The 8,281-nt window shown below is 41.1% G+C and carries 6 protein-coding genes; all 6 read left to right on the forward strand.

Translation table 11 applies throughout. The features are described from left to right. Positions 1–127 precede the first annotated feature (127 nt). Complete coding sequence (locus V7149_RS11310) at positions 128–673, forward strand: NADPH-dependent FMN reductase (RefSeq protein WP_335345731.1); 546 nt, start codon at positions 128–130, stop codon at positions 671–673. 704 nt (positions 674–1,377) lie between these two features. After that, a complete protein-coding gene (locus V7149_RS11315) occupies positions 1,378–3,339 on the forward strand; it encodes a putative thiazole-containing bacteriocin maturation protein (protein ID WP_335345732.1) in 1,962 nt (653 codons plus the stop codon). Beyond that, positions 3,336–5,279, forward strand: coding sequence for a TOMM precursor leader peptide-binding protein (locus tag V7149_RS11320; RefSeq protein WP_335345733.1), 1,944 nt, complete (start codon positions 3,336–3,338; stop codon positions 5,277–5,279). Before V7149_RS11315 ends, V7149_RS11320 begins: the two co-directional genes overlap by 4 nt. Before the next feature lie 23 nt (positions 5,280–5,302). Beyond that, positions 5,303–6,880: a SagB family peptide dehydrogenase gene (locus V7149_RS11325; protein WP_335345734.1), complete on the forward strand. Its 1,578-nt coding sequence runs from the start codon at positions 5,303–5,305 to the stop codon at positions 6,878–6,880. A gap of 281 nt (positions 6,881–7,161) precedes the next feature. Next, entirely contained in the window at positions 7,162–7,548 is a 387-nt protein-coding gene (locus V7149_RS11330) for a hypothetical protein (RefSeq protein ID WP_335345735.1), read from the forward strand. Beyond that, positions 7,538–8,011, forward strand: a complete 474-nt coding sequence (locus V7149_RS11335) for a hypothetical protein (RefSeq protein WP_335345736.1) — start codon at positions 7,538–7,540, stop codon at positions 8,009–8,011. Before V7149_RS11330 ends, V7149_RS11335 begins: the two co-directional genes overlap by 11 nt. Positions 8,012–8,281: the final 270 nt, after the last annotated feature.

The following is an 8,281-nucleotide window of genomic DNA, read 5'->3' on the forward strand; positions in this document are numbered from 1 at the left end:
ATTTTATACAAGGTTAATACTAAAGAAACTCGTTTTATTTCTGAAAAGCATAAAATGGGGCTGGAAGCTGTAAGCTAAATATGAGGGGATTTACAGAAAAATATTATATGGGATGGAGTCTTTTAAGATGAAGATACTAGGTATTTCAGGAACAATTATTGGGTCAAAAACTGCCGTTTTAGTAGATTCAGTGCTTAAAATAATCAAAACAAAACACCCTGAAATTGATACAGAACTTCTTGATTTACGAAATTATGAAGTAGAATTTTGTGATGGCAGAAAACCGGAATTATACAATAATGATACGAAAATAGTGGTGAAAGCTGTTTCTGAGGCGGATTTTTATTTAATAGGCTTTCCAATCTTTAATGGTTCTTTTCCCGCGCCATTAAAAAATATTTTTGATTTATTGCCCCCATCCGTTTTCAGACATAAGGTGATGGGGTTTGCAGCTAATGGAGGGACCTATCAGCACTACCTCGTAATAGAAAATCAGTTAAGGCCAATTGCCGGATATTACCGCTGTTATGTGGCGCCAAGCTATGTTTACGTAAACCACAGTCATTTTAATGATAAAAATGAAATAGTAGATGAGGATATATTATATCGTATTAAAGAGCTGGCTAATGAATTAGTGATGATGCAAAAAGCATTAGTAAAGAGGAATATTTAAATAGAAGGACAGCCAAATTTAAATGGTCTATTTTAAATTTGGTGAAAAATTACATTGAAAAATTGAAAGATTTTAAATAACTCTGAACATCCAAGGTCATAACATGTGTCCTGGATGTTTTTTAATAGATAGTGATCTGGCAATTAAAATAGGCTTTTACTTTGGTAACAATACCCAAACGCATTACATAATTTGTTGAGGAAAGGTATAGGTGCGTTAACCTATTCATTATGGCTAAGCTGTGATTATTCCTTGTTGCTAGACACCTGTATAAAAAATAGGGAGGCTATGCAAATGTATGATTTTCAAAGAGATCTCCAAATGTTGAATGTTGGTGATTTCTACGCAAACGCGGCAATTCCTTGGGATCCATATCAGGAATCCATGGATCGACAATTTGGCACTATGGGTTTTGGTTCTTGTTTTGGTTTTGGTTTAGNNNCTGTGGCGGCTTCGGACGCTGCGGTGGTTTCGGACGCTGCGGCGGTTTCGGACGTTGCGGCGGTTTCGGACGTTGCCGTTAATCAGTTTTTAGTATTTTATCGAAAAACATGGTTGCCAATGGAGAAGATTTGCCCCCGCAAAGTTGTTTTGCCGGGGCTTTTCTCTAAAAGATGAGACATATAGGACAAATTTCGGTACATAGGGTAATAGTGAAAATAATATGGTGATTGAAGTACAGCTCACGAGTAAGGAGGAGCGAAATGACGAATTTAACCCCGTCTATGCGTTTGAGAGTGAAAGGGGATACATTTTTTTTCCCAGATCACAACAGTGGAGTATATTTTCGGAATAACCTATGTTCGTTTCGGATGGAAGGCAATATGATTGATAAGTGGGTTGAAAAGCTGGTGCCTATGTTCAACGGGGAGTACACGTTGGCTAATTTGACTGACGGATTGCCGGATCCATATCGGGATCGGGTGTATGAAATTGCAGAAGTGCTTTATCAAAACGGGTTTGTAAGGGATGTAAGCCAAGATCGTCCACATCAACTGACGGATCAGATACGTAATAAGCATGCTTCTCAAATAGAATTTTTAGACAGTTTCGGTGACTCGGGTGCGTACCGGTTTCAAGTCTATCGTCAAGCAAAGGTTTTGGCAGTTGGCTCCGGTCCTTTTTTTGTTTCCTTGGTTTCAGCTTTACTTGAATCAGGCTTGCCAAAGTTTCATGTACTAATTACGGATTCGGTACAGACAAATAGACGGCGTATAACAGAATTGGAGGAACATGCACGTAAATCAGACCATGAAATAGCTGTAGAGGAGGTCATCCTTCAGGATAAAAGCGAGAGTTCATGGCGTGAAATTGTGCAGGATTATCAATCAATTTTGTATATCTCGCAAAAGGATGATATAGAGGAACTGCGGGATCTTCATAGGATTTGCAGGGAAGAAAAGAAGGTGTTTATACCAGCTATTTGCCTAGACCAGGTGGGACTTGCAGGTCCTTTGGTGCATCCAGACTCTAGTGCATGCTGGGAGTCAGCTTGGAACCGTATCCATCAATCTGTATTTTTTAGAGACCAGCAGTTAACCGCCTTCTCATCTACTGCGGGAGCGATGTTGGCTAATGTAATCGTGTTTGAATTATTCAAAGAGAGTACGAAAGTGAGGGAATCGGAACAGAATAATCAAATTTTCCTGCTTAATCTGAATACGCTGGAAGGAAGCTGGCATTCCTTCGTGCCACACCCATTGGTCGCTAGTGGTGTGTCTGCTGAATGGGTACAAGATATAGATTCATGGCTTGAACGTAGCATGAATAAAGGTGATTCGAGTAAATTACTCTTTTTCTTTAGCCAGTTAACATCAGCTGAATCAGGCATTTTTCATATTTGGGAAGAGGGGGACTTAAAGCAGCTGCCGCTCGCTCAGTGTCGTGTTCAGGCAGTTGACTTGCTGTCGGAAGGACCAGCAGAGCTGTTGCCTGAGATGATTGTTACCGGTTTGACACATGAAGAGGCACTGAAAGAAGCAGGACTGTCAGGAATCGAGGCTTATGTATCACAAACTACTAATCTTCTCATTACTTCTCTGCCCCTACACAATGGTGTGGTTAGCAGTTTAACAGACCAGAAGAATATTGGTTTTGGAGCCGGGGAAACATTTGCAGAAGGTGTTGGCCGCGGATTGCAAAAGTGTTTGGAAATGGAACTAAACAAACAATTGGTCCATCAGAAAAATTCTGTCTCACGGGTGTACTTAAGTGAGATAGAGGATGAGCGTTGTCGTTATTATTTTCAGGCACTAACGATGATGAGGGGAGAACCAATAATAGGTTTAGGGGAGGAATTGGCCGGATTCCCCGTAGTATGGATTGGTACGAACGGAAGCTGGTATGGCAGTGTAGGGTTGAATATCACAGGGGCGTTACGAAATGTTCTGCAACATGTGATTATGATAGTACAAAATGATTCGGCTTTCCTTACGACAAAGGTGGTGGAGGTTTCAAGCGTACGTCTGGAAGAAAGTGAGCATCGAAGCCTTGTTATTCATGAGTGTGAAGTGCCTACAGAACCAGCTTTGCTTCATTTAGCAATAAAAACGTTAGAAAGAAGCCACAAGCAGCTTCTTGTCTTCGAAGTAGAGATGGAACCATTTTTGAAAATGGGACTGGAAGGGATTTATGGTGTGATGATACGGGAGGAGGAATCCCAGTGAGTGCTGTCGTAGTAGTTGTCGGAAGAGGATTGTTGGCAGACAGCGTTTCTGCAGAACTATCCACTCAATACGAGATCGTTCGCCTAGCTGATTTTGAGACAGATCTACCACAAGCGGCTAAATTGGTTCTTGTATTGCATGATACTTGGAATCCCTCAGTTCATCAAAAGGCAGAAGAGTTATCGCAAATAACCGGTATCCCTTGGCTGCGAGGATTCGTTTCATTCGGAGAGGGAGTTGTCGGCCCCTTGGTTCAAAAAGGCAAGCCAGGGTGTTCCCAGTGTGCAAACATTAGACGTCTTATGGCCGGACGAGATCGTAATGAGATGTGGGAGATTGAGCAGAGACTTGTTAACCAAGGAGGAAAACCGCGTGATCCTTGGGCATCGCGAACGGGAATTTTACAGATGACCCACCTAATTGAAGCAGAGGTGGAAAGCATTTTGCAAGGTGATAAGTCGCGCCTGGAAAATCATATATTATTAATCAATCTAAAAACATTGAATAGTTCACGGCAATTCTTTTTGCCGGACTCCTTGTGTGCAGTTTGTGGACAATTACCTGACGATTCAGCGACTGAGGCCCAAATATCGCTGCAGCCCAGCCCGAAAATCAGTCATGATAGTTACCGCACCCGATCGATGGATGAACTGAATAAAATTCTTGTCAAAGATTATTTGGACCATCGGACTGGCTTTTTAAATGGAAAAATGTGTGACATTAAGACACCATTTGCCGATGTAGGTGTCAATTTGCCGTTGTTCTCGGGAGACGAAGGAGTGGGAGGCAGGACCAATTCATATGCGGTAAGTGAATCGACAGCTATTTTAGAAGGCTTGGAGAGGTACTGCGGTTTGTCTCCGCATGGAAAGCGGACAGTCGTCTATGACAGTTTCCAAAACCTAAAACATCTAGCACTCAATCCTTTCCAAGTAGGCGTACACACTAAGGATCAGTATTCACTACCTGATTTTCCGTTCGAACCGTTTCATTCCGAACGCTCAATGAATTGGGTATGGGGCTATTCGTTTATGCAAGAGCGTCCGATTCTAGTTCCAGAGCTGCTTGCTTATTACAGTTTGGGTTGCGATGAGGGCTTTGTCTATGAAACTTCCAACGGATGTGCTTTGGGAGGAAGTTTAGAGGAGGCCATTTTCTATGGAATAATGGAAGTGGTAGAGCGTGATTCATTTTTGATGACTTGGTACGCCCAGCTACCACTCCCTCGTCTTGACCCTTATTCCGCAAACGACCAAGAATTACAATTGATGATCGAACGTGCACGTGCGGTTGCAGGATATGAATTGTATTTTTATAACTCGACGATGGAGAATGGAATTCCAAGCGTATTGGCATTGGCGAAAAACAAGAAAGAAAAGGGACTAAATATTATTTGCGCTGCTGGTGCACATTTGGACCCAGTACGAGCAGCGAAAAGCGCGGTTTACGAATTGGCAGGCATGATGCTAACTCTTGACGCGGATTTTGAAGCGAACAAAGAAGAGTATGTGCGAATGTTGCAAGATTCTACACTTGTACGGAAAATGAATCATCATGGGATGCTTTACGGATTACCGCAAGCGGAAGAGCGCCTGAAGTTTTTGCTGAACGAGAACCGTCCAATGAGGACGTTTGACGAGGAATTCAAATGGAATTCCAAGCATAAAGACTTGACCGATGATTTGCGGGATATTCTGCTGGACTTTCGCCGATTAAATCTAGATGTCATTGTGGTGGACCAGACGGCATCGGAAACGAAACGAAACGGATTGTATTGCGTTAAAGTGCTGATTCCGGGAATGTTGCCGATGACATTCGGACACCATCTTACCCGTGTATTCGGGCTGGATAGAGTGTTAACAGTACCAATGGAACTTGGCTACTCGAAACATCCGCTGACATATGAGCAGCTCAATCCATATCCGCATCCGTTTCCATAAGCGGTTGCTGGGAGGTAAGTTAGATGAATCTTGAGACATTTCTGCACAATCTCCATTTTGATATTGAAAAGATAATTCCGCAGGGCTGGGAAGCAGATTGGGCTGATGCGCCATTAGCATATAAGCTCTACCGTGACTTACCGGTAGTACCGTTATCTCTAGAAGTACCGCTTATGCTAGAAGGAAGGGGAATACCTGAAAAGCTTGACCTTCGCACAATCGGTCATTTTCTATGGTATGTGAATGGCCTTAACCAATTTTCCCAATCAGTCTCTCCATTAGATTCTACAGAAAACAGAATGGAACTAATGCATTCGTATAGGCGATTCATTCCTTCCGGCGGGGGATTGTATCCAAACGAATTATATATGTATTTAAAATTGGAGGATTTGCCTGTTGGTGTGTACCATTATGACGTGGCACATCACCGGTTAGTGCTGCTGCGAGAAGGAAATTTCGATTCATATATAGCCAAGGCTCTTGGGAATGGCTGTGATATGTCTGCGTGTTTTGGCACTGTTTTTGTTTCGAATATGTTTTGGAAAAATTTCTTTAAGTATCATAACTTTTCCTACCGGCTGCAAGGGTTGGATGCTGGTGTGCTAATTGGGCAACTGCTGGAAGTGTCGAAACGTTTTGGCTACGCATCAGGGGTATATTATCAATTTCTTGATCGGACATTGAATCATCTGCTTGGTTTGCCCGAACAGGAGGAAAGCGTGTATGCAGTTATACCTCTATCGATTGAACCAACAAATTGGACTTCTAACCTAGGGGACAAAGACGGGGTAATCACTTCTGAAGAATTGTGCAGAGAGCTGCCGGAGATTCATCATCATCATTTTCAACGGTCAAAGAGACGTGCAGACTATTCGATGTTAACAAGGATAAATGAAGCATCTATGATGGAAACAACACAGTCGTTTCGAAAGATCCAGTCGAGAGATCGTGTGCATCGGAACGGTCAAGCTGTATCTCTGCCACAAGTTGAACGCTTGTCGTATGATCTAGCTTCAATCTGCAAAAAGCGATATTCACCTGACTTGGATTTTGTATTGGGAAAAGTAAGCCCCATTCAACTAGCATATCTGCTGAATGAGGCGGCTGCTTCCTTTTCGTATCGAAATGATTTGGATGAAATTCATATAAAGAACAAGCCGCGTGTTTCCTTATATGGCTGCTTTTATAATGTTGAAGGCATTCCAAATGGCGCTTATTATTATGACAGTAGTGATCATTCACTTCGATCGATAGATCCTGGAGATCACCGCTTCAGGCTGCAAAGCGGATTGACTGGTCCGAATATTAATTTGTTTCAAGTGCCTCTCTGCCTGCATGTAGTAGGGGATAAGGATCATTTAATTGAAGCAATTGGATATAGAGGATATCGTATCCAGCAAATGGAAGCGGGTATGTTGGTACAGCGATTACTGATAGCGGCATTAGCCAACGGAATGGGGGGGCACCCGCTTCTCGATTTTGATGCGAATGCATGTGACGAGATTTATCAGCTGGATTCTACTGAAAAAACCAGTCTTATCCAAATTCCGATTGGCCCCTATCGAGATCGGCCTTGGTTGAAAGGAAGTTTGCGCAGTTAAGAAAAATATAGATTAAGAGAAGCTACTCATACAAATTGGGTAGCTTATTACTTTTTTTTCAACTTTTACACTTCTGAATACTTTAATTTTAAGAATTGATTGTGACTAATTTACTAGATTTACACTGGCAGGGAAAGGCACTTAAAATAAAATATTCTAACCGCGCATAAATTTGCCATAAACCTATGACAATAGATCTGTTTTGTTTATTTAAATAGAAATCTTACATACATCATGTATAATTTAACATGCGAGTTATTCAAATAGTAAGGGAGGAATAAATGATGGGATGGGCATTAGCCATATTATTTATTGCAGCAATTGTGCTGCTCATTTTATCGTTTTATAAATCTGGGCAATCTTCATCAAGACTTGAACAACAAATAGATCAACTTACCTTCTCATTAATGGAAGAAGTGTATCAGCTTCAACAGCAAATTAAAAGTCTCGAAATCGATGCTGAAATTACAGCAAAAGAAGCAGGCAATGAAGCAATTCCTTATGAGAAAAGGCTGTTGCTTCGAGAGCTGATCGATTTACATAGGCGCGGGTATTCTTATGAAAGCATTGCTATGGAAAAACAGATGAGTACAGATGAGGCAGAACGCCTTTTAGCTTCCTATATAAAGCAAAAAGAGGAAAGGGGCAAGGTCGAAAATGACGTCTAAATCTATGCGCAGCTTTGCAGGTGGATTAGTGGCAGCAGCGACCTTGTGCGGGATTGTGTACTTTAGTAGTCCAACTGAAGCAACTACAAATAATAAAGTTGAAAAACTATCGAATGAAGAGATGAAGGACAAGCTTTCATCAGAAGGTTATGTTATTTATACAGAAAAAGAATGGAAGCAGCTCGCAGACCAAGCGGACGAAGAGAAGGCGACAGAAACTGAAGAAGTTAAAGACAATAAAGAGAATAAGGTTGTCTATCGCACAGTGTTAAACGTTTCTTCAGGTATGACAAGCATTGATGTCGGCAGAAGCCTAGAAAGAGCAAAAATCATTGATCATGCAAGAACATTTTCAAATGAAGTAGAAAAGCGAGGGTTATCAAACGAGCTGCGCCCTGGCATTTATGAAGTCGAATCTGGTATGAAAATGGATAAAATTCTTTCAGTCATTTTTCCTAAATAAACTTATTTAGATGCACCTTCTTGTAAGGCTGCATTTTTTTTATGGTATCAATTGGTCAACTGTAATGTTACGAACCATTTAAATATAAGTAACAATCAATTTTTGATGAATTTTCAGAATTATTATTGTATATATTGTCGAAATGTGTTATTGTGTTATAGTAATAAAAATGCAGTGCAAACTTCACAATTTTTCTAAAATTAAGTCTACACTTCATTTTAAGGGGAAAAACATGGAATTAAAAAAGATTATCCTTGCGAACTATAATCA

This window comes from Bacillus sp. JJ1503 (assembly GCF_036965125.1).
Taxonomy (GTDB): Bacteria; Bacillota; Bacilli; order Bacillales; family Cytobacillaceae; genus Cytobacillus.